Raw genomic sequence first — 24423 nt, 5'->3', positions numbered from 1 at the left:
GGTTGCTGCAGATCAGTCATGCATCTTCGATTGCCGCGACGTGGGATAAGCCACCAGATAGTCGAACGGTGCCGGCTCGCCGCCCTGTGGCTGGCCGACCAGGGTGATCGTGTCACCCGGCTTCAAACGGACCGCACGCATCAGATGGCGCGTGGAGGTATCGCCGCTGATGGTCGTGCCCGGGAGCGTTGCATCGGCCGTCCAATGCGAGATGGTCTTGCCGTTGAGCTTCAGTGTGAAGTGCGAGGTGCCGGTGCGGACATCGAAATACTGCACGCCAAGATTGTAGGTGCCTGCCGGACGATGGAAGGTGGCACTGGCCGTGCACGTGGCGCGCTTCAGGCACACCTGCGCCTGACCGTGCGACGCGTTCTCAAAGTATTTGAGCTTGTGCGAGGTATACCCGACGCGCTTCATCTGCTCGCCGGTGATGCGGTCCGGGTAATGGCCCACCCGCCCCATGGCGTCGGCAATGCCGGACATCTTGTGGAAATAGCGCGTCACCGCATCGCGCCAGACGATGGCGTAGGCGGCCTGATAGCGCTGGATCTTCAGCACCTTCTCATAGCGCGCGTCGTCGATGCGGCCGTGCAGTTTCTTCCACGCATCGACAAAGCCCTGCGCTTTTTGCGCACCGGTGTAGTGCAGATCGTAGAGGGTCTGGATCACCGACTTGCCGTTGTGCAACGTGTAGCCATACGGCACGTGGTGCATGAACAGCATCAAGTCGTCCGGCGTGCTCTGCTTGGACTCGAACATCGCCGCCACCTGCGGCGGGTACTGGCCGATGTAGCCGGTGCCCGTGGCCACGGTGCGATCCATGCCCACACCCTTGTGGGTGGCGCGGAACCATTGCCCCCAGCCGTTGTGCTCCTGCGACTGTGGCGCCGGGCCATAATGCGGCCCCAGGATATTGGTCAACGTCTGCAGACCCAGGGGACCGGTGTAGTCCTCATAGGTCCGCCAGGACGGCAGCAAGACCTGATTGACGGTATCGACCACCACCGGATCGGTACCAAACGTCAGGCGCGTCCAGTTGCTGGAAATGGTTTTCGCGCTCAGGTCGGGATTCCAAGCCAAGCGCGCGTAGCCCCACAGGTTGGCCATGGCCAGCGGATTGCGCATCCAGTTGGTGTCCAGGCCGACATTGCTGACCGCCACGTAGCCACCCAGCGGGCGATCAAAGGCCTTGCCTTCGACGATGGACTTGACCGGCGTATGGCGCCCTTCGGCGTGCATGTCGAAGTCCAGCGTCGCCTTCCACATCGGCACCAGGTACACGGTCTGGCGTTGCTGACCGGTGTACTCCTGCGTCACTTCCAGCTCGATGGCCTGGTTGGTCTTGCGCAGACCGGCAAACAACGGCGAGGCCGGCTCGCGGACCTGGAAGTCGATCGGGCCGTTCTTGATCTGCACCACCACGTTGTTGTCGAACTTTCCGTCCAGCGGATGGAAGATGTCGTAAGCGGCGCGGGCGCGGTCGGCCTTGGCGTTGTGCCAATCCAGATGATGGTTGTAGACAAACGCGCGGTACATCACCACGCCGCCATGCGGCGCCAACGCCTTGGCCAGCATGTTGGCAGCGGCGGCCGGCGACAGGCCGTACTGCGAGGGACCTGGCTGGCCCTCTGAATCGGCCTTGACGGTAAAGCCGGCAAAGTCGGGAATGGCCTGGTACAGCGCATCAACCTTGCTTTGCCACCACGCAATCACACGCGGATCCTTCGGATTGAAGGTATCCAGTCCGCCGATCTCCTGAGGGCTGCGAAGGTCCACCGAAATGGCAATGCGCACGCCCCACGGCCGCATGGCATCGGCAATGCGCGCCAGACCGGCGATCATCTGCGGCGTCAGCATTTTCGGGCTGGCATTGACATTGTTCACGTTGCAGCCGTTGATGCCCACCGAGGCCAGCAGGCGCGCGTAATCGCCGACGCGCGACAGATCGGCGCGAACGTGGCCCTTGTCGAAGAAGATGGAGCGCCCGGCGTATCCGCGTTCGATGCTGCCGTCGGGGTTGTCCCACTCATCCACCCAGCGGATCGGTGCCGATGGCGACGAGGTGGCGTCGATGGCGGCGCGCTGTGGCTGCTCGCCCAACTGTTCCAGCAACGCGAAGGCGCCATACAGCGTGCCGCGCGCATCGGCGCCGGCCACCACCCAGTCGGTGTGACCGGCATGCTCGACGGCCTTGATCTGATAGCTGCCGGGCACAGCATGGGAAGGCGACTGCCACGCGGGCAGCTGCGCCTTGACTTGCGCGTAGGTGCCGACCAGAACGGTGCCCTTACCGCCCTCACCCGATACCGCTGCCGGCGCATGTCCGCTCATCGCCTTCAGGCCACGCTGAAGCTCACTGCCGGCACTCTTGATTTGCGCCGCTGAACCCAGCACCTGGATCTGCGCCGGCACCTTCGCTGCCAGCTTGGTCGGCGCATAGCGCAACCACCCGTCGGCGCCCGTTTCAGCATGCGCGGCCAAGGGCGATACCGCCAGGACAAGGGCCGCACACAAGGCGCCGTGCAAACCACGCGGCCGGAGAGAAAAGCTCATGCGTACTTCCTATTTGGGCAAAGCCTGACGGCCCTGAATGGTAAGCGTGGCCGACTGCGCGCTGACGGCGGTCGGCTGGCTGCCACCGATGAAGATGCGATAGCTGCCCGGCATCACCGCGCGCTGGCCTTTGGCATCGACCAGGCTGAGCTGACGCGGATCGAGCTTGAACACCAGGTGGCGGGTTTGACCGGGCGCCAGGTGTACGCGCTGCAAGCCACGCAGTGCGTGACGCGGGTTCAGCCCCGCCTGCGGCGGCACCAGATAAAGCTCGGCCACGGCATCACCAGCGCGCTTGCCGGTATTGCGCACATCGGCTTGCACGGTCAACGGCTGGCCGGCTTGCAGTGTCGCGCTGGACACACGCACGTGACTGAAGTCGAACGTGGTGTAGGAAAGCCCGAAACCAAACGGGAACAGCGGCTTGCCGGTGAAGTAGCGGTAGGTGCGATGGGCCATCGAGTAGTCGGTGAACGGCGGCAATTGCTTTACCGAGCGATAGAACGTGATCGGCAACTTGCCACCGGGGTTGTTGGCCCCGCTCAGGGTCTCGCCAATCGCCTGACCTCCGGCCTCACCCGGATACCAGGCCTCAACCATGGCCGCCGCATGCTGCTCGGCCCAGTCCACGGCCAAGGCGCTACCGTTCATCAGCACCAGCACCACCGGCTTGCCCGTGGCCGCCAGCGCGTGCAGCAGCTTCTGTTGCGAGGCCGGCAGGCTCAAGCGGGTGCGATCGCCGCCCTTGAAGCCGGGCACCTTGATCGGCATTTCCTCGCCGACGAAATCCGGCGACAGGCCCATCACCGCGACCACCACGTCAGCCTTGCTGGCGGTGGCGACAGCCTGCTTGCGCAGCGCGGCCTGCGGCGGATACCAGTTGAGCGTCAGTCCCGCGCCAAACAACTTGGAGCGGTGCGTGTAGGTGATACGCACCGTGTGCGGGTGGGTATCGGCAAAATGCACGGTGAAGGCCGGCATGCGGACATCGCGCGAGGCATCGGCCGCCTTGGTCGTCGCGTGGGTCACTTCCTTGCCGTCCACCCACATGCGGAACACTTCGCGGTCGTGACACGGATAGCAGTGCGCCAGCGTCGGCTGCAGACGGTAGTCGCCCGCCGCTGGCACCTGCACCGTGCCGGTCCAGGCCACGCTGAAATGGTTCGCCGGTACGCCCTTGGCCGGGCTGGCGGCGTTCCAGTCGAAATTGATCTGTTTGTCGACGCGCGTCAGCACCGGCTTGCCCTTGAACTGGGCATTGTCGTAATAGCGCGCGGTCAAGCCCTGCTGCGCGCTGCCCTGCTCGATACGGAACTGGCTGCGTGGCATCGGCACACTCAAACGTGCATCGTAGGAAGCGCCCTGCGCATACAGTACGCGGCTGGCCGGAAATGCCTCGGCGATGCCATCGACCGGCATCACCGGCGCCGAGGGCACCGCGTTGTAGTTGCCTTCCAGCGCCGACAGCTCGGCGGCGTTGGGGCCGACCACGGCGATGGTCTGACCGTTCTTCAGAGGCAGGACGTCATCCTTGTTCTTCAGCAGCACCATGGCCTTGCGCGCGGCATCGAGCGCCGCCTGGTGATGCGCCGGCGAGTTGACCTCGCTGAAAGGTATGCGTGCGTAGGCCACCTTGCTGTCGGGGTCGAACATGCCCAGCCGAAAGCGTGCGGTGAAAAGTCGCTCGACGGCCTGGTTGATGTCCGCTTCGGAGACCAAGCCTTCATGCACCGCCTTGATCAGTCCCTTGTAGGCATCGCCACAGTCGGTGTCCGTGCCTGCCTTGACGCCAGCGGCCGCGGCGTGTGCCTCGTCGCTGGAATAACCGTGGCCGTCCTTGCGGTAGAAGTCGGAGATGGCGCCGCAGTCTGAGGTGATGAAACCCTTGAAGCCCCAGTCACCACGCACCACCTGCGCCAACTTGCGATTGGCGCACGAGGGCACGCCATCGATCGCGTTGTACGAGCACATCATCGAGTCGGCATGCGCATCGACAATGGCGGCACGGAACGCCGGGTAGTAGGTCGCTTCCAGGTCATGTGCCGAGGCGACCACGTTGATCTTGTGCCGCAGCGGCTCGGGTCCGTTGTAGACCGCAAAATGCTTCGGCGTTGCCACCGTCTTCAGATAATTCGGGTTGTCGCCTTGCAGGCCTTTGACGTAGCGCACCGCGTAGGTGGCGGTAAGGAACGGATCCTCACCGTAGGTTTCCTGCCCGCGGCCCCAGCGCGGATCACGCACGATGTTGATGTTGGGTGCCCACAGCGTCAGCCCGTAATAGATGCTGTGAATGCCGTGACGCAACGCCCAGCTGTGCTTGGCGCGGGCCTCGGTGGAAATGATGTCGGCCATCTGACCGACCGCATCCGGATCAAACGTCGCGGCCATGCCGATGGCTTGCGGAAACACCGTGGCGTAGCCGGAACGCGCAATGCCGTGCAGACCTTCGCTCCACCAGTTGTAGGCCGGCACGCCCAGGCTGGGAATCGCCGGTGCCTGGTTCATCATCTGGCCGACTTTCTGCGCCAGCGTCATGCGTGACACCAAGGCGTGCACACGCTGCTTCAAAGGCAACTGGGTGTTGCGCCACGGCGCGCTTTGCGTCGTGGCGGCGTGAGCTGCGCCCCCCATCAGCGCCAGCGAAAAGACACAGGTACCAAACGGCATCCAGCGAGACTTCCAGCGGGCAACACGCAGTGTCACGGCCATCCCCTTCCCTTACGTGCGTTGGCGCCACAGCGCCGCTTTGATAGACGACCCCGGCGCACCGCATTCACGATGCGTCGAGCCAGAATGATAGCGCTACCATAGCACGCAGACCCGCTATTTCCATTGTGCAGCGCACCGTGAAAACGACGGAAAAAAAAGCCCTAGCGCGCGGTGAAAAGCGACAGCGGAATCGCCCTCGCCATGGCCTGATAACCCTTCGGCCCAGGGTGCAGATGATCGCCTGAATCATAGGCCGGATTCAGCTGCTCGGCATGCGCCGGATCACGCATGGCCTTGTCGAAATCGATCACCTTGTCGAAGTGACCGGGCGCGCGGATCCACGCGTTGACCTGATCGCGATCACGCAAACTGGCCGCGCTGGGGTGGTAATAATCGGAATGGGCGAACGGCATGATGGTGCCGCCGATCACTTCCAGGCCATGAGCGTGCGCCCGCGCAACGATCTGCTTGAACGACAGAATCAGCTGATGCACCAGCGCCGTGTGCTGCGCCGCAGTGACGTGCTTTTCCAGCCCCAGGGTGCCGATGTCGTTGATGCCTTCCAGCACGATCACATAACGCGCGCCGGTCTGTGCCAACACGTCGCGATTCAACCGCGCCATCGCCGCTGGACCCAAGCCGTAGTGCAACAGGCGATTGCCGCCAATACCCTCGTTGAGCACGCACACATCATTCGTGCCGGCGTGATGCTGCAGGCGGGCGGCCAGGTAGTCGGTCCAGCGCTGGTTCTTGTTGGTCTGCGTGGCGTGACCATCGGTGATGGAATCGCCCAGCGCGACAATGCAGCGGGCATGCGTATCGGCCTTTACATCCACGCCCGACAGCTGAAACCAGTGATCGACCGTTTTCGCGCCTTTGAGTACGTGATCCGCCACGTGATCGCCCGCCACGTAGTACGAGGTGGCGCGCGAGCCAGGGTGACTGGTTTCACGCGCGGGCGCCTTGGGCAGGTAGTAGCTCACCGCCAGGCTGGCACCCGGCGCCATCTGCAAGTGCACCGGATCGGACCAGTATTCAGCACCGGCGGGAATGGTCACCTGCGCCGCACCGCCAAAGGTCAGCGGTTTGTCCGAGCCTGCCGCAATGGCGGAGCTGTCCGGTGCCACTGCGCGCGCGATGTGCGCGGCATCGATACGCAGCGGCTTCGTGCCAAAGGCATTGGAGAAGCGCACACGGAGCGTGTGCCCGCCCAGCGACAGATGCACGATCTGGCGCACCGTGGCCTGGTTCATGGATGCCGGCGCCAGCACATTGCGCGGTTCGGGAATCTGCTGTGACGAGGCCCAGCTGCCCACCCACGTCGAACCGCTGGTGGCCGCATGCGCGCTTGCGCCCAGCGTCATGGCGCCCAGCAGCGCGCACATCAGTGCACTGCGCACCCTCACTCCTCGAACCGACCGCACCTGCTTGAACATCGTGATATGACCTCGTGGCATTGACGTGATGCCTTTTTCTTATACGTTAGCGCTACCATTTTTCCAAACATTTGCGCTTCAAAGGTCGCACCGATGCCCCTGTTTTCCACTGCAGCAAAGGCCAACCCATGACGCTTGGCATCGCCATGATCGGCGCCGGCATGGTGGCCGACACACACGCCCGCGCGCTGGCCGACCTGGCCGACACGGTGACCGTGCGCGGCATCTACAGCCGAGGCGCCGACCGCCGCGATGCGCTCGCCACGCGCTTTGCCCTGCCCGTGTGGGAAGGCGAAGCGCATGAGCTGATCGCACGCGAGGATGTCGACCTGGTGCTGCTGCTGACACCGCCGAACGCTCGCGCGCCGTACGTGTCGATGGCCGCGCAAGCACGCAAACACGTGCTGATGGAAAAACCCATCGAGCGCAACCTGGCTACAGCGCAACAATTGGTCGAACTGTGCCAACGTGCCGGCGTGACGCACGGTGTCATGCTGCAACACCGCTTTCGCGAAAGTTCGCAGGTGCTGAAAACGTTGCTGGATGAAGGCCAGCTCGGTGCGCTGTGTGGCGGGCGCATCGTGGTGCCCTGGTGGCGCCCGCAGTCCTATTACGATGTGCCCGGACGCGGCAGCCACGCACGCGATGGCGGCGGCGTGCTTATCAGTCAGGCCATCCACACGCTGGATCTCGCCGTCTGGCTGCTGGGCGAACCAGCCTCCGTCATGGCCATGACCGGCACCTCGCGCCTGCACCGCATGGAATCGGAAGACACCGTCCAGGGCGCGCTGCGCTGGGCTAACGGCGCCCTGCTCTCATTGAGTGCCACTACCGCGCATTATCCCGGCGCAAGCGAATATCTGGCGCTGGATTTCGAACAAGCCAGCGTGCACCTGGAGGCCGGCCAATTGACCGTTCGTCATCAGGACGGGCACACCGACCGCCATGGCGACACGGCCCGCTCGGGCGGCGGCGCCGATCCCATGGCGTTCACCCACACCTGGCACCGCGATGTCATGGTCGACATGCTGCAGGCCATCAGGCAGCGCCGTGAACCGGTGGCCTCCGGTGCCAGTGCCCTGGGCGTGCATCGGTTGATCCACGCCCTGCTGGCCTCGGCAAACCGCGACCGAGGCATCAGCGTGGCCGACGCCAGCGCCGATGTGTGAAGCGCTCACGCGGGAGAGCCGCCTGAGCGCATTGCGTTGACGCAGCGCCTCGTTAAGGCGCGTGCGCCAGTGCAAAATCAATGGCAGCACAGACCGCCGCCACCTGCGCATCGTTGCACTGCTGCGGCGTCGCCTTGGGGCTGTCCGGGTACACCTCGGTGGTGGTGGTGTAGCTCGCGTTGGTGATCCCGGCGCACAAACCCAGCTTCTTCAGCGGATAGTTGATGACGCCCGGCGCCACCGACGGCGAACCGATGATCTCGCCCTTGGCATCATCCGGCGCAATGTGCGTGACCTTGGCCACCGCTTCGATGATGGCCTGCTGGAACGCCGGCTGCGGATTGTCGCTGTCACCGACCAGGTAGAAACCGTCCGGAATCTCACCCGGCTCGTAGTCCACGCCATCGCGCGCGGCCAGCGCCGGGCGGAACTCGGACTCGTCCGAATCGGTGGTTTCGTGCAGATCGATATGCAGCAGCGCGTGTTCCCGGAACGGCGCCACCAGACCCATCAGCGCGGCCGATTCCGGTGCCGGGCTATCGGCCACGAAAGAGCGGTTCGGGTCCAGCGCAAACATGTTCCAGCGATGGATGCGCTCGTATGCCCATGGGCTGACACAAGGCGCGACCACCAGATTGATGCGCCCGGCGTAGTCGGCCGCACGCTGCTCCAGAAATTGCAGCGCGCCGTGCACGCCACTGGTCTCGTAGCCGTGCACACCGCCTGTCACCAGCACGGTGGGCAGATCATCACGCCCATCGCGGCTTTTCACCGCAAGCAGCGGGAAGCGCTCGCCCACGTAATCCAGCTCGCCGTACTGGGATATGTCAAACGCCTCGCGCAGCGGCCCAATGCGGCTCAGCACGTCATCCACATAGCTACGCCGGCGGCGCTGACGCGCCAGCCAGTCGGCCTTCTCGGCCTCACCCCAGGGCTGCCCGGGCGTACCGATGGGATAAGTATGGGCGTTCATGCGCGCGCTCCTTGTTGCATCTCTGGCGGGCTGGGCACTTTAGCACCCAGGTCAACGTCCGCATGCGTCCTTTGCCGTGAATGAGGCGGCCGCGCGATCCACCAGAGCCTGCCCGAAGCCTTTGGGAAAGCGCGGGCATCCGTCCCCCTACCAACTGCTAGCACGTCAATTTAGTCTGCTCCTAAAGGTGATATAAAACCTTATATTTATTTTATAATTTATTGAAAATAAAGTATTTATTTTTTTTGAGCGTCAATCACGCATTGACAGCGGCTCTCAGATCGGGAAGCTGAGCGGTTAATTACCTGCCATGACACCTATGAGCGAAGACGCCCACTTCCGGCCGCCAAACCTGGCGCTGGCCACGATTGGCCTATCCCTGGCCACCTTCATGCGTGTGCTGGATACCACCATCGCCAACGTGTCACTGCCGACCATCGCCGGCAATCTGGGCGTCAGCTACAACCAGAGCACATGGGTGATCACCTCGTTCACCGTATGCATGGCGATCTCGCTGCCGTTGACCGGCTTTCTGGTGCGTCGCTTCGGCGAGTTCAAGCTGTTTGTGTGGTCCACGCTGCTGTTCTCGATCACCTCGTTCCTGTGCGGCATCTCGCAGAGCATGGGCATGCTGCTGGTGTTCCGCGCACTGCAGGGTGCCGTGGCCGGGCCCATGTACCCGGTCACGCAAAGCCTGCTGATTGCGGTGTATCCGGCCGAAAAACGCGGCATGGCGCTGGCGCTGATGGGCATGGTCACGGTGGTGGCGCCGATCGTCGGCCCCACGCTGGGCGGCTGGATTACCGACAACTATTCCTGGCCGTGGATCTTCTTCATCAACGTGCCGATCGGCATCTTCGCCAGCATCGTCATCGGCACACAGCTGGCCGGCAAGAAGGAGACCACCGAGCGCCCGCGCGTGGACATCTTCGGCCTGATCTCACTGATCATCGGCGTGGGCTCGTTGCAGATCGTTCTGGACAAGGGCAACGATGCGGACTGGTTCCACTCCAGCTTCATCGTGGTGATGTCGATCATCGCCGCCATCGGGCTGATATTCTTCGTGATCTGGGAGCTGACCGACGAGGATCCGATCGTCGATCTCAAGCTGTTCAGGCATCGCAATTTCGCCTTCGGCACCCTGCTGCTGATTCTTTCCTATTCGACGTTCTTCTCGATGGGGCTGCTGCTGCCGCTGTGGCTGCAACGCACGCTGGACTACACCGCCAGCTGGGCCGGCCTGGCCGGCGCCTCGGTGGGCATTTTGCCGGTGCTGCTGACCTTCTTCGTCGGCAAGTACGCGCCCAAGACCGACTTGCGCCTTGTCGCCGGCGCATCATTCATCGTGCTGGCGCTGACCTGCTTTGAGCAGTCGCAATACTTCATCGGCATCGACTTCATGCACATCTTCCTGACCCGCGGCTTCCAGGGTCTGGGCGTGGCGCTGTTCTTCATGCCGGTGCTGACCATTTTGCTGTCGGATTTGAAACCCGGCGAGATCGCCGCAGGCTCCGGGCTTTCGACCTTTCTGCGCACGCTGGGTGGCAGCTTTGCCGCCTCGATCACCACCTTTGTGTGGGACCGGCGCGCGGTGGTGCACCATGCCCAGCTGGCCTCGCACATCACGCCTTACAACCCCATCTCCCGCAACGCGCTGCAAAACATGGCCCGCGGCGGACACATCAAGCGTGCCGAGGAAGTGATCAACGGCATGATCACCCGGCAAGGCTTCCAGATGGCCTTCAACGACATCATGCACGTGCTGGGATGGGTGTTCGTGGCGCTGGTGCCGATCCTGTGGCTGACGCGCCCGCCGTTCAACAGCAAGCGCTAGTATTCAACCGCTTCAGCGACGATCGGCGTCGACGCGCGCCTTCATCGCGGAGGCTAGGCGCAAGGCCAGTTGTGGAAACGACGCACGCTCCTGCGCCGTCCAGTCTGACAACGCTTCATTGAGCAAGCGACGCCTGGCACGGGTAATGGCCTTGAGCGTGTCGATGCCTTGTGCCGTGATGGCGGCGGCACGAGTACGCTGATCTTCGGGCAGACGCGTGCGTTCAATCAGACCATCGGCCTGCAGCTTTGCCAGCTGGCGGCTGACCGTCGATGCATCACGGCCCACCTGCTCGGCCAGTGCGGCCACCGGAAGTGGCGCTGCGGTGTGCAAGCGCACCAGTAGCGGGAACAGCGCGCGATCGAGGGTCACGCCGGCTTCACGTAGCAGCACATCATCCTGGCGCGGGCTATTAAGGCAGCCGGTCAGTTCCATCAACGCCGTCGCCAGCGCGTCCAAATTACGTGTATCAACCATGCTTTACTCCGGCGCACGCTTGCCGCAAACTGCATGCACTATACATGCATTGGAGTGATCATGAACGCACCCACGGGCCCGGTCCTGTTGATCATGGGCAGCACGCGCGCGGCACGACTTTGCCCCGCCATCACGCAATGGGTCGGCGAGCTGGGCCAAGCCCACACCGGCCTCGACTACGAAACCATCGACCTGGCGCAGTGGCCTCTACCCATGGATGACGAGCCCGGCGTTCCCGCCGCCGGCCTCTACACGCAGCCACATACGCGCGCATGGAGCGCCAAGGTCCAGCACGCGGCCGCAGTGGTATTGGTCACGCCCCAGTACAACTGGGGCTACCCGGCCATACTTAAAAACGCCATCGACCACCTTTACGCCGAGTGGCGCGACAAGCCGGCGCTGATCATCAGCTACGGTGGCCATGGCGGTGCCAAGTGCGCCGCGCAGCTTCGGCAGGTGGCCGGCGCGGTCAAGATGCATGTCCTTGAGTGCGCGCCGGCGCTGACCCTGCCCGATGCGGTAATCCGCAACGGCGCGGCTTTGGATGTGCCGCTAGACTTTGCCTCACACGCCTGCGACGTGAGCGCGGCGCTACGTGCGCTGGAAGAGTATCTTCGCCATCACGCGTAACAAGGCCGGCGTGGCCGGCTCATAGCTTTGAGCCAGCCACCAGATGGTTGTGTCCGCCGGGGCAACCCTGACCTGAACTGACCTTGGTCACGGCCTGATCGCGCGTGGCGATGCGGCGCGCGTAGCAGCTGCCCAGCGAATCGCTGAACCGGTACACCTGGTTGCCGTGCTGGCCGTGCGTACCCAGCAGCGCGGTGCCGCCGGCATTGAACTCGGCCGAGGCCTGGCTCACCAGTTGGTTGTCCAACGTGGAGTGGAACGCCTTGTGTCCACCCTGCATGCGTTGGCGCTGGCGCTGATAACCCTGCTTCATGGTGATGTCGGCGCTGAAGTTTCCATCCGGCTTGACCACCTTGTGCACATCGACGCGCAGCGGATAGTGCACATGCGTGCGGTGCGTCACCGTGCTGCCTTCGCGCTGCGTGGTGACCGTGCTGGACACTTGCGTGTCCATATCGATCACCTGATCCCAGGTGGCCTTGTCCGGATGCTTGTAATGCTGACGGTTGGCGAAACTCGATTGCTGGCTGACCAGGGTGCGCACCGGACCGTGCGAGGTTTGCAGCTCGCCCTCGATCATGTAGTCACCGTGCTGCACGGTATCGATGTGGCCGTTGAGCGCGCTGCTCCAATGGCGGCTGATCTCGGGTTTCAAACGCGCCGGGTCCATCGCCAGCGTGTTGCGAATCAGCTTGCCGGTCAGCACCTTGCGGCCGTGATCGCGATAGATCAGCAGGTTGGCGGCCACGCTGAAAAAGTCATGCGCGCCCAGCACGCGAACAGATACGGTGTGCGGCTTGCCATCATCCAGCACGCTGGCGAACGGTGTCAGGTCGACCCGATACGGCTTGAAATTGAGCGTCTGGATATCCGGCGTGGGACGCCACAGCAGCGGATTGACGCCCCCGGTATAGGTCCACGGATACACCGGCGCGCGGCCAGCCGGCTGGCCATCGATGCTGACCGCCACCTCGCGGTAATTGCCGCCGCCACACTGCTCCAACGGATCGCCGGCGTTGGGCGGGCCCAGCGAATAATTGCGCGTGCGTTTGACGTCGGCATCGTCGATGCACATGTACCACTGCTCATCGACCGCCTGGCTCTGGGCGATCACATCCAGATAGGCGCGCTCGACATTGCGCGGCAGCGTGAAGGTACGCGACAAGGCCTGCGTGCCGTCCTGTACGCCGACCGGATGGCCGTTGCCGGCACCGACCAGGCCCATCACCTGATCGGCCGGCCGCGTCGGTTTGGCCTTTGGAGCGGCCGGATAGAACACCAGCCGCGCGCTGCCCTTGATGACGCCGGTGTATTTGGCGCTGACCCAGTTGTTGAGGATCATCTGGCCCTGCCCGGCTTTGCGGAACAGGCTGGCGTAGTCGGTGACATCGCGCTCGATATGCCAGTGCGGCCCCACGTCGGCACTGGGCTCCTGCGTGGTGCCAAAGTACAGGTTCACGCCATCGAGCCACAGACTGGCGGTGCGATCGTACTGACGCCCGGCGTTGACGGAGAAGTCCGCTTCCAGCACCACTTTCGACCACGGCCCTGCACACTTGGCCGGCGGCGCGTAGTCCCAGGTATGCGGGTGTGCAGCGCGAGAGGTGGGGTCGCCGTGAGCGTTGAATTTCACCTCGCTGTATAGCGACACCACGCACGGCTGCGTGGTCGGACGCGGCACACCGGCATCGGCGATGGCCACACCACGATCACCCTTGACCGGCACCGGTGCCTGCGTGCCCTGCGCCCAAACCATGCCGCTGGTGAGGCCCAAGGCCAACGCCGTGGCCAGGTAACTACGTGCTTGCATGAAACCGACTCCGCCCATCATGGAAGACCTCATGGTGCAGACATGCCCACGGCGAAGCGACAGCCATTTGTCACACCCGCCACGCAAGACCGTGTCCAGCCGAGGCCGCCCGCGTCTGGGTGAACGCGGGCGGCGGGCATGGGCCGCGGCTTATTTCTTCGGCGCGATGATCTGGCTGAGATAATCGGGCGTGCCTTTTACTCGCACCAGATGCGGGTATTGCAGCCCCTTGTGATAGTCCACATCCACCGTGCGCACACTGCCCTGGAACTTGAAGGTCAGTTTGATCGGTGTGCTCGAACCCTTGGCGTCGGTGATGGCCTGCTTGAGCACATCCGACGAATACTCGGTGCCGTTGACGGCCATCAGCGTGGCGCCGGTGCTGACGCCGGCCTTGAATGCCGGGCCGTTCCAGCGCACGTCGTTCACCGAGCCATCGCGCGCCATGGTCATGCCGATCGACCAGGCAAAGTTGTAGATATGACGCGGTGACTCGGGCCGGTTCTGATATTCCTTCTCGTAGGTGCTGGGCTTGTCGGTGTAGACCAGCTTCCAGCCGGTGCCCTTGAGCCCGCCCAGCAGCGGCGGGTTGAGCGAATCGACGTGCTGGTGCAGGAAGTCGCTCCAGTCGTACTTCACCACGCCGTTGAGTGCCGCCACTACATCGTCAAACGTGTAGGTGTGCGTCACGTAGCTGCCGTTGTCGATGCCGAAGAACGCCTTGGCGAAATTATCCAATGACTTCTTGTCGTGGGTGAGATGGCGAATCTTGGCGTCGATGGCCAGCCACATCATCTGGCCGGCGCTGTAATACTCCTCGCTCATCTGCCAGCTGCGATACGGCAGCGGCGCGCGGTGCGCGGCAGTGGGATCGTTGGTGGTGTCTTCCAGCGTGCGCCACTGGAAACCTTCACGGTTGCGGTCGTAGTTGGCCGCCACCATCGCCAAGGCATCGCGGAACTGCTCAGGTGACCACAGGCCAGAGCGTGCCGTCAGCACAAAACCCCAGTACTGGGTCTGTCCCTCGTAGACCCACAGCAGCGAATCGCCCATCGGCACGTTGAAATTGGGCGTCCAAAGATCGGCGCCGCGGCGGAACTTCCCATTCCACGAATGGGTGTATTCGTGCGCCAGCAAGTCTCGATTGGGCGCGTTGGTTTTCCAGGCGGTGAAATAATCGGCCTCGACGCCGTTTTCGCTGGATTGGTGATGCTCCAGTCCGTTGCCGGCCAGGTGGTCCGACAGCGAGAACAGGAAGTCGTAGTGATCGTAGTGATGCGAGCCGAACAGCGTCACCGCCTGCTTGACCAGTGCACGGTGCTTGCTCAGCTGCTCGGGCGTGATCGCCAGGTCCTTCGGCGCATCGGCCACGATATCCAGATGCACCGGTGCACCGCCCTTGGGCGTCAGGTCCACGCGCTTGAAGTACTTGCCCGCGTACACCGGCGAATCGACCAGATTGTTGTAGGTCAACGGCTTGAAGGTGGTGGTATCGCCCGAGCGGGACTGCGCGCGCAGCGCACTGCCGTACTTCCAGCCGTCCGGCAGCGTCAGCGTGGGCTCGAAGGTGATGTCGCGCGTGTAGTAGCCGGCCGGGTACAACGACATCTTGTCCCATTCCAGCATCAGCATGCGGTCGGTCATCTCGAAACCACCGCGGCGCGGCGACAGGTATTCAAAGTCGGCCTGGAGCGTGGACACGCCCTGCGGCACATCCAGATGGAAGGCGTAGACGTTGTACTTGTCGCGCGTCCACTTCACCGGCTTGCCGTTGGCGGTGAGCTTCAAGCCCGCCAGCGCGTAGATCGGGCCACTGGGCGAATGTGCGCCAGGAATCCATGCCGGATACAGCAGCGTGGTCTTGCCCGGCGCCACCGGAATCGACTCGTGCACGCGGAAAATGCCCTGCGCGTTGTCGGTGGCGTCGACATGGATGGCCACCTTGCCCGGATACGGCACATCCTTGGGCGCCGGCACGTTGGCCTGACGGTTCTGCTGCGCACCGGCCGCGGTCGCCACCAGCGCCATCGACACAGCCAGCGCGAGACGCGAGGCGACTAGGGAAACTCGGGACATGGAAAGCTCCGGCGTAAACATGAACGAAACGCCAAAACTAACATCGTTCGCGCCGATTCTGGAGCGCCCGCGCCGTCGCGCTGTCCAGTTGGCTGCTTTGCGGGCTTTTCATCGCGCCGGCGATTGACCGGACGCGTGTGGGTGCATCATCCCTAACGTCCACTCATCGCTCTGGGTGTGAGCCAAGACTCTTACTTGCGCCGCCTCCGATGCGAACAAACCTGTACCCGTCATAGCGCAAGGCGCTGGCCTTGCCGGTGCCATCGCCAAACTGGAAGCTCACCACCTCGCCGCGACCAGTCAGTTCCACACGCATCTGCTGCTTGGAGGCGTCATAGATCTCCGCCTGGCTTCGGGCGATCCCGATCGAAACATGAAGATGCCCGTTTTCCACTTTCCAGATCATCGTGCCCAGTTGCGCGTTGGCATAGCGCCCGGCATAGGCGGACATCGCATGGGCCAGCGACGGCTTCTGGCGGGCATGCCGCTTCAGATCGTTGGCACGCAGATAACGGGCGTAACGCGCTTTGCGCTGTTCCAGCTTCAACCACGCGGCCGCGTGCTGCTTGCGGTTTTGCACGAACCGCCCATCCAGACGGTCGTAGATATAGTCGGCCATCTCGTCGACGGCATAGGGGACCGCAACGCCATTGACCAGCACGACCACGCCGATACCCGTGCGCGGCATGAACGAGACATGTGACCGATACCCGGCGAACGCGCCGAAACGCTGCACAATGATCGCTCCGTCAACGCGGCCCAAGTCCCAGCCGAAACCCCATCCAAACCGATGGTAGGGGCCGAAATCCCGGTCCTGGGCAACATGGCTTGCGTGCATCGACGCGATGACATCGGCCGGGAATATACGATGGCGGTCCAGCTCGCCGTCCGCGGCATTGACGGCAACGAATCTGGCCAGATCCCTTGCCGTCGAAAAGTAGCCACCAGCGGCATGCAGATTGGCATCGGACTTGGCCAGACGAATGCGTCGGAACCCTCTCGCGGTGGCCTTGTGCGGCATGGCGATACGCGCGGTGGCAAGCGTCGAAACCCTTGCTGTGGTCTCGCCCATACCCAAGGGTTTGAGGACATCTCTACGTACCACGGCTTTCCAGCCATCGCGCCGGCCAGGCGCCAGCACGATACCGAGGATGTTGTATGGCAGGTTTCGGTAAACGAAGGTGTGACCGGTGCGCGCAGGGCCACAATCGCGCATCAGCCCGATCAACTGCGCCTGGGTGAACACGCCACTGTAAGCCGTACGGAACCCGACCGGCTCGCAGGCCCCGATGCCGTCGGTCATGGTCAGCAGTCTCCGAAGGGTCACGCTGTCTGCCCGCAACGGTGCCTTGAAGCGTAAATCAGGTATGTAACGCGTCACCGGGGCATCGAGCTGCAGCGACCCACGCGAAGCCTCCAGCATCACAGCGGTGGCCGTCAGCGCCTTGGTGGTCGAGGCGATGTAAAAGCGAGTGCGGTCATCCACGCGGCGACGGCTGTCGATATCGGCCAAGCCGAAGCTGCCGGTGTATATCACCCTGCTGCCGCGTGTGACCGCAACCTGCATGCCGGGAAAGAAGCCCGCCGCGATCATGCGCCTGGCATATCGACCAATGTCCGCGCGCCATCCATGGTCCCTGGTCGACGACAGCCGCGCGTGGGACCGATAGCCGTCCACACCAGGCGCCGCCGCATGCGCTGACGCGGCCATGGCCAATGGCGAGACGACGCTCGTAAGTGTCAACAACAGCGCTGTGGCACGAACACGAGGCATAGAAAACTCCCGTTGAGGCTATCCAGGCGCGACCGATGCCAGGCAAAAACCCGTGACACGTCTGCGCGATCACGGATAGACACGTCATATCCGCTCACCTACAACCGATACCTCCAAGTCGGCACTGGTTGCAGCCGTAACCGCCGGCACCCGTCGATTGCGTCGATGGGACGGGCCATGCGCGACGGTCAACCCCCTCGTTCGTATCCGTGCTTTACCCCCTTTCCGGAGGGCACCTTGCCCGGTCGCACTACGCGTGGGACCAGCACCAGCCCCGCAGCCTGCGCCACCGGAGCGTCACGTTGGGCCAGTCACCCCACGCACTGGCACTAGCCACTCCGCCACCAGGCGGCCTTCCGCACAGCGAGCGACACCCAAGCCAATGAGCTAAACCAGAGCCTCTGCGCATGCCTGCCTTCGATGGGCCAGATAACACAGCCAGGGCGTGGCAGCGCGCCACGCGTCATCTCGAACGCTCTTCGGCAGGGCGCGCCATATAGCCATCGTCCAGCGTATGCAAAAAGGCAATGATGTCGCTGATATCGCGCTCATTCATCGCCGGTTTGTCGCCTCGCCGGCGATTGAAAGGCGCGTCGGTGGTATCGACGTTTTTCCAAAAGCGCCTGGGCAAGTCGTTGTAGATCGCCACCTTTCCGCCGGCGATGCGCGGATAGATTTTCTGCGGTGCCACGGCGCGAAGATTGTAGAAGTCGAGCACTTGTCGCAGCGAGTGGTAGACGCCGTTGTGAAAGAACACCGCGCGGCGATCGACATTGCGCAGCGTCGGCGTCAGAAACATGCCGCAGTACTGGGTCTGCCTGGCCAGGTCCTTGCGGTACGGGCCGCACAAGCCAAGATCGTGGAAGGCCGGGTCGCGATTAAGTGGCAAGGCACGGTTGCGTGGCACGCCAAGCGCTTCGTACTGGGTGTCGGTGAACAGCGGCGGCAGTCCGTCCTTGCCGACCTGGCTCAAGTGACAGGCCGCGCAATTGCCCTTGTTCGGATCGTTGAATGCCTGCAGGCCACGTAGCTCGGAGGGGCCCAGGCGCGCGCGGCCCTCCAGCCAGGCGTCGTACTTGCTGGTAAAGGCGTGAATTGAGCTGTCCTCGATCTGGTAGCGCCCGATCGCGAACATGGCCTCCGATACCAGTTGCTCGGGATCGTGCGCCACGCCCGGCCCGAACAGCAGCGCAAACTGCTTCAGGTAGCGGCTGCGCTGCAACTTGCGGGCAATCGCCTGGATGCTCGGGTTGGCCATCTCCACTGGATTGAGCATGGGAATGTAGGCCTGGCGCTGCAGCGAATCGGCGCGTCCGTCCCAGAACAGCCCACCCTGCGGCACCATCGGCACCGCCGTCGGCAACTGGCCCGCCGACTTGGTCGCACGCGCCTGCCCGCGCTGGGCCGCGGCCACGGTATTGAGATCGACCGGCACCTCCACTTCGCCGGCATCCGGCCCAATACTGAAAGGCCGTTGGCGATACAGATAAGCCAGCGACGGCGGCGGCCGGTTACCCAGTTTGTGCAGGTGCGGCCCGCCCGGTTGCAGCGTCTGGTGATTGGGCGGGTTGTAGCCGTAGGCTGGATCGTGACAGGAAGCGCACGATTGCTTCCCCGACGCCGACAGCATCGGGTCGTAAAACAGCGCCTTACCCAGCTGCGCCACCGCGCTCAGTGCACGCTTGCGGGGAAAGTGGAGTGTTACCGGATGCGGGTTAGACCCTGGCAAAACGGACGCAGAGACCCCACTGGCCCGTGCCAGCCAGGCAAAGCTCAAGGCAAGCACCAGCGCAGCACAAGCGATTAGCGTGTATGCGCCACCGCGACGGCGCCGTGATGCGGGCGTGTTCGGTCGTTGCATGAAGCGTTCCGCGTCAACGCACCGCGTGCGGTTCACACGCGGCACGAGGAAAGGCTGACGCGGCACCAGCGCCAACAGCTGGCGCCGCGTCCATCCATCAACCGTGCCAGAAGCCGTGACCGGGCCACGGCCAGCCATGATGACCGTGGCCATGCACCGTGGACGGCACGATGGTTCCGGTGTCCGGATCAAGCATCAGCGGCTGGGCATCGAACGCCGGCGGACGGCGGAAGTCGAACATGCCCATGATGTTGCCGGCGGTGGCATCGTTGGAGCCTTCGCCAATGCGCTCGCCGTGCAGCCAATTGTCTTCGATGAAACGCACCACCGAGGACTGCGTAAGGCGAGTGTCGTCAACAAAGTTCTGGCGCGCGTATGGCGAAATCACAATGAACGGAATACGCGTGCCCGGTCCACAGCGGCCATTGACCTTGCCGCCATGCACACCCACGCCCGGCTTGGCACCCGGCGCATCGCACACGCCCGGACCATTGAGCTGATCGGCCCCCAGCACCGTGCCCTGATGCGTGCTCTGCGGGGTATCGGCATCGAACGATGAAGTGGTCGGCGAAGCGTAGCGGTGGTCGTACCAGCCATCCGAATCGTCGTAGGTGATGATGATGGCGGTGTTCTTCCAGTCCGGCTGCTGCTCCAGGAAATTGACCACGCGCACGATGTAGGCCTGCTCATCGAGCGGATCGGAATTGCCCGGATGGGCATCGCCCACCGCCGGCGCCTTCAGATAGCTCACCGACGGGAAATTGCCCGCCGACACTGCGGCGAAGAAGTCGTTGAGATCGTACTCGTGATGCACCGGCGTGTCGGTGGCGTCCTTGGGATCGGTGTAACCGATATCAGCCACCGCGGTCGGGCGGGCATGCGTCGGGTTGGACGTGGAGGCGTAGTACTGGAACCAGTTGTGATGCGGGATGTAGTCGGTCTTGGTGGCGTCCAGCACGCTGGAATAGGTACTGCGCTGGCAACCGGTGGAGCCATTGGCGTTGGTGGCGGTCAGATCAAAACCGCCCATGAAACCACCCCAGCTGAGCTTGTGCGCGCTGAGCAGATCGCCAATGTTCCTGGAGGTCATCATCAGCGTGCTGGTCGTCGACGAGCACACATCGTAAGCCGGGTCGGTGTCGCCAATCAGCGTCAGGCCGCCCTGCCCGTCGGCAATGGTGGCGCCTGTGCCCTTGACGATGCGCGCACCGTTGTTGGTGCCAGAGACCACTTCGATGGCACCCGGCGTCGATGGGCCGTAGGTGTCGGTGTAGGCGTTGTCGTCCATGGCAAAATGCTGCGCGTAGTTCCACAGCGCCGTCACCGTGTTGCCATCGTAATAACCCATCACGAGGCCATGCGTGCCGAACGTGCCGGTGCTGCTGACGCTGTTGTTGCCGGTGTAGGCCGGGAAGCGATCGGCGGCGCCATTATCGTAGGCCAGCTGCTCGGGCGTGTAGCTGTGGCTCTGGCCTTCCGTGTTGGCCTGGGTGCGGTCCAGACGGAATGGGTTGACGCCATCTTCGCCATTGACCGCGTTTAGCTTGTTGGGGTTTTGCATCAGCAGTGCGGCGTCCAGGCCGTGCACATGCGGTGTCCACGGCGAGGCCACAAAACGCGGCTCTCCTGCCGGGTTGGCAGCGTGCGGATAGGTACCGAAATAGTGATCGAACGAGCGGTTCTCGCTGAAGATCACCACCAGGTGCTTGATCGGCGTAGCGGTGGCCACGCGATCCTGCGGTGATGAGCCTCCGTGCCAGGGCCCACCCTGGTTTCCCCAGCCGGCTCCCAGCGAGTGCCCGGGCACGGCTTGCGCCCCAACCGCAGCCATCAAAGTTGCTGCGGCCAGCGATGCCGGCAACCAGATACGGCCAAACATGCGACGACGAAACATGAAAGGACTCCTTGAAGAAGGACGGGCACCGAACGCGAAGGTGCGTCGATACCGGGTAACGGATTCCCCTATGGACAATCGCCGCGTCCAGGCGAGGCGATCACATCCGATTGAAACAGCGCAACTTGACGGTTAGGCGACAACAGATAGCGGACATCACCCTATGGGTGGCCAGTTCAGTCACAGAGAGAGGCACTTCTCAGAGATTCGACACAACACCGGAAGATGCCAAACTCCCGTTTTCGTCCAAGGATCAGAACATTAGACATACACACGGCGCACCCCACTGAACAAACAGCCCCAACACTTGGCGCCATACATGAACAGGGCGGACGTGACCGAGATCACACCGACGTCACCCACTCGCTTCCTGAGCGCGCGCTGATGGCCCGGCTTGCAAGCCCTCGCCCTGCCCCAAGTGTTCTGGCAACAGCATTTCAATCAAGGAGGCAGGACATGAAGGTTGTAATCGCGGGCGGCACCGGTCAGGTTGGCCGCCATCTGGTCAAACGCCTGGCCGAAGAAGGTCGTCACACACCTCACGTGCTGGCACGCAAGCAGGCACAGGTGGAAGGCTTTGCTGGCCGGGGCATTCCGGCCACGCTGGTATCGCTGGAAGAGCCCGTCACCAAACTGATTGAAGCGACCCAGGACGCTGACGCCATCATCTTCACTGCCGGTTCCGGCGGCTCGACGGGGCCGGACAAGACCCTGCTGGTCGACCTGGACGGCGCAGGCAAACTGATCGAGGCCGCGCAGCAAAACGGCATCCGGCGCTTTGTCATGTTGAGCGCGTTGCAGGCCCACAACCGGGAACACTGGTCAGACGTGCTTCGCCCCTACTACGCGGCCAAGCATTATGCTGATCGGCTGCTTGTCGACAGTGGGCTGGATTTCACCATCGTGCGCCCGGGGCGACTCACCGACGATGACGGCTCCGGCCACGTGCACGTGGCGACCGACCTTCCTGAAGGTGGTTCGATCGCACGAGCCGATGTGGCTCATGTGATCGCCCGCTGTCTGGATATGCCATCCGCACAGCACAAGGCCTTTGACCTGATAAGCGGCGACACGCCGATCGATGCCGCGCTACAGGCGCTTTGAAACGCCGCCCCTTCACGTCGCCTTGCGCCCGCGCCCGCCAGCCTTGGCGTCGGCCAGGGCGCCATACGGCGCTGCCCCTCGCTCACCGCTGAAGGAGACCGCTATGAAACTGGTCCGCATTCATCGATTTGGAGATTCCAGCGCCCTGGTTACCGACCAGGTGCCCACGCCCTCGCCGGAGCCGGACGAGGTGGTCATCCATATTCAGGCCGCCGGCATCAATCCGGTCGACTTCAAGATTCGCGAAGGCGACTATCCGCCCGTGGTCGCCAGCCAGCTGCCGGTCGGCATGGGTCGTGATGTGGCCGGCGTGATCAGCAAGGTCGGTGCCCGGGTCGAAGGCTTGCAAAAAGGCGACGCCGTGTACGCCATGGCCGCCACCGGTCGCGGCACTTATGGCGACTATGTCGCCGTGCGTGCCAGCGAGGTCGCCGCGATGCCGTCGACGCTGGACGCCGTGCAAGCGGCCGCGGTGCCTCTGGCGGCGCTGACGGCCTGGCAAGGCCTGTTCGACCATGGCCATGTGGCACAGGGCAAGCGTGTGTTGATCCACGGTGCCAGTGGCGGCGTCGGCCACTTCGCCGTGCAGTTTGCACGCGGTGCCGGTGCCCAGGTGCTTACCACGGCCCGCGCCGAAGATGCGCCTTTTCTTGAAGCCCTGGGCGCCGACCAGGTGATCGACTATCGCCATGAGGACTTCTCTGCCCAGCTGGGCGACGTCGACGTGGTGTTCGACCTGATCGGCGGCGAGACCCAGCAGCGCTCGTTCGAGGTGCTCAAACCTGGCGGCATGCTGGTTTCGACCCTTGGCGAGCCCTCACAGGACGAGGCGCATCGTCGTCACATGCGCGCCACACGCTATACCGTGCAGCCCAACGCCGCTCAGCTGCAGCGCATCGGCCGCATGATCGACGCCAAAGAAGTCAGCGTGACGGTGCACGAAAGCCTCCCGCTGAAGCAGGCTGCCCGTGCGCAGGACGTTCTGCAGTGCGAACATATTCGCGGCAAACTGGTGCTGAAGATGGCCGCGTGACGGCCCGGTCGACGCCTGCGCCGACAGCCGTCGAACCAGCCAGGCCTTTTCTGGCTGGCCCTGTTCTTGCAGACTCCGCCGACCGGCGCTGAGCCGGTGCCCTTTCCATGGACGCCGCCATCTGTGAAAACGTCAGCTTTCGTCGATTCAGGTAACGATCCCACCCCTCCGCGTCACTTCGCCTTGCGCGTGCTGCTGGCTACCGGTTGCCTGCTGGCGGCTATCGCCGTTCCGGTTCGAGCGCAGGTACCGAAGCTTGCTGGCTGGTCGCTGCAGTTCAGCGATGACTTCCAGGGCGCGCAACGGCAGCTGCCCGACCACAGCAAGTGGATTATCGACACCGGACACGGTTACTCGGGCGGCCCGGTGTTCTGGGGCAACAATGAACGCCAGCGCTATACGCGCCACCCCGACAACCTGAGCCTGGACGGACACGGTCACCTGCGCATCACCCCACTTCGCGACAAGAACGGTCATTGGACGTCCGGGCGCATCGAGACACGCCGCGCCGACTTTGCGCCGCCACCCGGCGGGATTGTCCGGTTCCAGGCGCGCATCCGCATGCCGGGCGTCAGCGATAAGCACGCGGTGGGCTACTGGCCCGCGTTCTGGTCCATCGGCGCCAGTTACCGCAAGCATTTTGCCTGGCCTCACGCCGGTGAGTTCGACGTGATGGAAAGCGTCAATGGCATGGATCAGGTGTGGGGCACGCTACATTGTGGTTATGCGCCGGGCGGGCCTTGCAACGAACCCTCCGGCATTGGCCAGGCCGAGCCCTGCCCCGACAAGAGCTGCGTCGGGCAATTCCACACCTATCGCTTTGAATGGGATCGGCGCCACCACGGCGACCAACTGCGCTGGTACGTCGACGGCAAGCTTTACCACCGCATCACTCGTGACCAGCTAACCGCGAAGGTCTGGAACACCCTGACGCATCAGCGCGGCTTCTTCCTGCTGCTGAATGTGGCCATGGGCGGCGAGTTTCCCAATGCGCTGGCCGGCAACATCAGGACTCCGGTCGCCAGCACCGACCCCGGTCACTCCATGTTGGTGGACTACGTCGGCGTGTGGACACGCAAAGACTGAGTCC

At 63.5% G+C, this 24423-nt stretch carries 16 protein-coding genes; 6 read left to right on the top strand and 10 right to left on the bottom strand.

Annotated elements, in window-relative coordinates; translation table 11 throughout:
• Positions 1-12 precede the first annotated feature (12 nt).
• The 3 genes from HBF24_RS02435 to HBF24_RS02425 all read right to left on the bottom strand — a co-directional run bounded on the left by HBF24_RS02435 (position 13) and on the right by HBF24_RS02425 (position 6662).
• A complete protein-coding gene (locus HBF24_RS02435; RefSeq protein WP_167168353.1) occupies positions 13-2553 on the bottom strand; it encodes an alpha-glucuronidase family glycosyl hydrolase in 2541 nt (846 codons plus the stop codon).
• Positions 2554-2562: 9 nt separating this feature from the next.
• Positions 2563-5256: a glycoside hydrolase family 3 C-terminal domain-containing protein gene (locus HBF24_RS02430; RefSeq protein ID WP_343162690.1), complete on the bottom strand. Its 2694-nt coding sequence runs from the start codon at positions 5254-5256 to the stop codon at positions 2563-2565.
• Between the two features lie 167 nt (positions 5257-5423).
• A complete protein-coding gene (locus HBF24_RS02425) occupies positions 5424-6662 on the bottom strand; it encodes an SGNH/GDSL hydrolase family protein (RefSeq protein ID WP_343162689.1) in 1239 nt (412 codons plus the stop codon).
• 164 nt (positions 6663-6826) lie between these two features.
• On the opposite strand from HBF24_RS02425, the gene HBF24_RS02420 reads away from it, so the two are divergent.
• On the top strand, positions 6827-7867 hold the full coding sequence (locus HBF24_RS02420; RefSeq protein WP_167168350.1) for a Gfo/Idh/MocA family oxidoreductase: 1041 nt from the start codon (positions 6827-6829) through the stop codon (positions 7865-7867).
• A 52-nt stretch (positions 7868-7919) separates the two neighbouring features.
• On the opposite strand, the gene HBF24_RS02415 is transcribed toward HBF24_RS02420, so the two are convergent.
• Entirely contained in the window at positions 7920-8840 is a 921-nt protein-coding gene (locus HBF24_RS02415) for a M14 family metallocarboxypeptidase (protein WP_167168347.1), read from the bottom strand.
• Positions 8841-9159: 319 nt separating this feature from the next.
• Here HBF24_RS02415 and HBF24_RS02410 point away from each other — a divergent pair, with 319 nt between their 5' ends.
• Positions 9160-10674, top strand: a complete 1515-nt coding sequence (locus HBF24_RS02410; protein WP_167168344.1) for a DHA2 family efflux MFS transporter permease subunit — start codon at positions 9160-9162, stop codon at positions 10672-10674.
• Positions 10675-10686: 12 nt separating this feature from the next.
• Here the strand turns inward: HBF24_RS02410 and HBF24_RS02405 are convergent, their stop codons facing one another.
• Positions 10687-11151, bottom strand: a complete 465-nt coding sequence (locus HBF24_RS02405; RefSeq protein ID WP_167168341.1) for a MarR family transcriptional regulator — start codon at positions 11149-11151, stop codon at positions 10687-10689.
• Between the two features lie 60 nt (positions 11152-11211).
• Here HBF24_RS02405 and HBF24_RS02400 point away from each other — a divergent pair, with 60 nt between their 5' ends.
• Complete coding sequence (locus HBF24_RS02400) at positions 11212-11781, top strand: NADPH-dependent FMN reductase (protein WP_167168338.1); 570 nt, start codon at positions 11212-11214, stop codon at positions 11779-11781.
• A 19-nt stretch (positions 11782-11800) separates the two neighbouring features.
• On the opposite strand, the gene HBF24_RS02395 is transcribed toward HBF24_RS02400, so the two are convergent.
• From HBF24_RS02395 to HBF24_RS02375, 5 genes are all read right to left on the bottom strand, one after another.
• On the bottom strand, positions 11801-13591 hold the full coding sequence (locus tag HBF24_RS02395) for a peptide-N4-asparagine amidase (protein ID WP_167168335.1): 1791 nt from the start codon (positions 13589-13591) through the stop codon (positions 11801-11803).
• 150 nt (positions 13592-13741) lie between these two features.
• Positions 13742-15667 carry a M61 family metallopeptidase gene (locus HBF24_RS02390; RefSeq protein ID WP_167168332.1) on the bottom strand — a complete coding sequence of 642 codons (1926 nt, stop codon included), beginning with the start codon at positions 15665-15667 and terminating at the stop codon, positions 13742-13744.
• Positions 15668-15830: 163 nt separating this feature from the next.
• Complete coding sequence (locus tag HBF24_RS02385; protein ID WP_167168329.1) at positions 15831-17441, bottom strand: serine hydrolase domain-containing protein; 1611 nt, start codon at positions 17439-17441, stop codon at positions 15831-15833.
• Between the two features lie 463 nt (positions 17442-17904).
• The gene (locus tag HBF24_RS02380; protein WP_343162688.1) at positions 17905-19107 is read right to left on the bottom strand and encodes a cytochrome c peroxidase; all 1203 of its coding nucleotides are present in this window, start codon (positions 19105-19107) and stop codon (positions 17905-17907) included.
• Between the two features lie 292 nt (positions 19108-19399).
• Positions 19400-21196, bottom strand: a complete 1797-nt coding sequence (locus tag HBF24_RS02375) for an alkaline phosphatase family protein (protein WP_240922060.1) — start codon at positions 21194-21196, stop codon at positions 19400-19402.
• A gap of 456 nt (positions 21197-21652) precedes the next feature.
• Here HBF24_RS02375 and HBF24_RS02370 point away from each other — a divergent pair, with 456 nt between their 5' ends.
• The 3 genes from HBF24_RS02370 (at position 21653) to HBF24_RS02360 (ending at position 24419) form a co-directional block, all read left to right on the top strand.
• Positions 21653-22300, top strand: coding sequence for an SDR family oxidoreductase (locus tag HBF24_RS02370; protein ID WP_167168323.1), 648 nt, complete (start codon positions 21653-21655; stop codon positions 22298-22300).
• Positions 22301-22403: 103 nt separating this feature from the next.
• Positions 22404-23333: an NADP-dependent oxidoreductase gene (locus tag HBF24_RS02365; RefSeq protein WP_167168320.1), complete on the top strand. Its 930-nt coding sequence runs from the start codon at positions 22404-22406 to the stop codon at positions 23331-23333.
• Between the two features lie 123 nt (positions 23334-23456).
• Positions 23457-24419 (top strand): glycoside hydrolase family 16 protein, encoded by a 963-nt coding sequence (locus HBF24_RS02360; protein WP_343162687.1) that lies wholly within the window; start codon positions 23457-23459, stop codon positions 24417-24419.
• Positions 24420-24423: the final 4 nt, after the last annotated feature.

Source organism: Oleiagrimonas sp. C23AA (assembly GCF_011759385.1).
GTDB lineage: Bacteria > Pseudomonadota > Gammaproteobacteria > Xanthomonadales > Rhodanobacteraceae > Oleiagrimonas.
Note: the sequence above shows the minus strand (reverse complement) of the source record. Positions and strands in the feature narration are given on the sequence as shown.

Excerpts from the sequence above, each read along its gene's own strand:
- HBF24_RS02435 (WP_167168353.1), bottom strand. The coding sequence starts at position 2,553 with ATGAGCTTTTCTCTCCGGCCGCGTGGTTTGCACGGCGCCTTGTGTGCG.
- HBF24_RS02420 (WP_167168350.1), top strand. The coding sequence starts at position 6,827 with ATGACGCTTGGCATCGCCATGATCGGCGCCGGCATGGTGGCCGACACA.
- HBF24_RS02415 (WP_167168347.1), bottom strand. The coding sequence starts at position 8,840 with ATGAACGCCCATACTTATCCCATCGGTACGCCCGGGCAGCCCTGGGGT.
- HBF24_RS02410 (WP_167168344.1), top strand. The coding sequence starts at position 9,160 with ATGAGCGAAGACGCCCACTTCCGGCCGCCAAACCTGGCGCTGGCCACG.
- HBF24_RS02405 (WP_167168341.1), bottom strand. The coding sequence starts at position 11,151 with ATGGTTGATACACGTAATTTGGACGCGCTGGCGACGGCGTTGATGGAA.
- HBF24_RS02400 (WP_167168338.1), top strand. The coding sequence starts at position 11,212 with ATGAACGCACCCACGGGCCCGGTCCTGTTGATCATGGGCAGCACGCGC.
- HBF24_RS02395 (WP_167168335.1), bottom strand. The coding sequence starts at position 13,591 with ATGCAAGCACGTAGTTACCTGGCCACGGCGTTGGCCTTGGGCCTCACC.
- HBF24_RS02390 (WP_167168332.1), bottom strand. The coding sequence starts at position 15,667 with ATGTCCCGAGTTTCCCTAGTCGCCTCGCGTCTCGCGCTGGCTGTGTCG.
- HBF24_RS02385 (WP_167168329.1), bottom strand. The coding sequence starts at position 17,441 with ATGCCTCGTGTTCGTGCCACAGCGCTGTTGTTGACACTTACGAGCGTC.
- HBF24_RS02375 (WP_240922060.1), bottom strand. The coding sequence starts at position 21,196 with ATGTTTCGTCGTCGCATGTTTGGCCGTATCTGGTTGCCGGCATCGCTG.
- HBF24_RS02370 (WP_167168323.1), top strand. The coding sequence starts at position 21,653 with ATGAAGGTTGTAATCGCGGGCGGCACCGGTCAGGTTGGCCGCCATCTG.
- HBF24_RS02365 (WP_167168320.1), top strand. The coding sequence starts at position 22,404 with ATGAAACTGGTCCGCATTCATCGATTTGGAGATTCCAGCGCCCTGGTT.